A 1107-nucleotide genomic window follows, 5' to 3' on the forward strand; every position below is an offset into this window, starting at 1 on the left:
CGGTGAAACGCGATCCACGCACCAACATGCGCAGCTCGACAAACAATTGGGATTTTTGGACATCACTCCCAGAAGCGTTCCATCAAGTAACCATCGTCATGAGTGACCGCGGTATTCCTGCGTCTTACCGTCACATGCACGGCTTCGGTAGCCATACATTCAGCTTTATCAACGCTGAAAATGAACGCTACTGGGTGAAGTTCCACTTCAAAACTCAGCAAGGTATTAAGAACATCAGCGATGAGGAAGCACAACTGCTGGCGGGCAGAGATCGTGAAAGCCATCACCGCGATTTGTATGAGTCGATTGAGCGTCAGGATTTCCCGAAATGGAAAATGTACGTACAGATCATGCCAGAATTAGAAGCCGACGAAGTTAACTTCAACCCATTCGACCTAACAAGAGTATGGTCTCAAAAAGATTATCCACTTATCCCTGTAGGTGAGTTTGAGCTGAACCGTAACCCAGAAAACTTCTATGCAGAAGTTGAGCAATCCGCGTTTAACCCGGCAGCTATCGTTCCTGGAATTGGTTTCTCGCCAGACAAAATGCTGCAAGGCCGTTTGTTTGCATACGGAGATGCACAGCGTTACCGCCTAGGTGTAAACCATCACCAAATTCCAGTCAATGCCCCTCGTTGTCCGGTACACAGCTACCATCGTGACGGCGCAATGCGAGTTGACGGTAACTTCGGTTCAACACTGGGTTACGAGCCAAACTACAAACAAGAGTGGGCAGAGCAGCCTGATTATTCAGAGCCACCATTGCGAATTAGCGGCCATGCTGACCATTACGACCATCGTGTTGATGAGGATTACTTTAGCCAAGCAGGTGACCTGTTCCGACTAATGAACGAAGAGCAACGCCAAGCGCTGTTTGATAACACCGCACGAGCGATGGATGGTGTGCCAGACTTCATTAAAGAACGTCACGTAAACCACGCTTACCAAGCGGACGAAGCTTACGGCAAAGGCTTAGAACTGGCGTTAGGTTTAGCGAAATAACCCACAGCAAATATTCCATAGTAAATAAAAAGGGAGGCGCACGTTGCGCCTCCCAGTTAAGAGAAATTCGATATGATCAATTTAGACTTTTTCAAACTCTTCG

Annotated in this window: 1 protein-coding gene; it reads left to right on the top strand. The window is 47.8% G+C overall.

All coding sequences use genetic code 11. The features are described 5' to 3' along the window. A partial coding sequence (locus tag R7P67_RS25900) for a catalase (protein ID WP_318086465.1) occupies positions 1-1004 on the top strand: 1004 nt, incomplete at its 5' end. Positions 1005-1107 lie beyond the last annotated feature (103 nt).

The sequence above is a fragment of the Vibrio sp. Vb0937 genome, assembly GCF_033338855.1.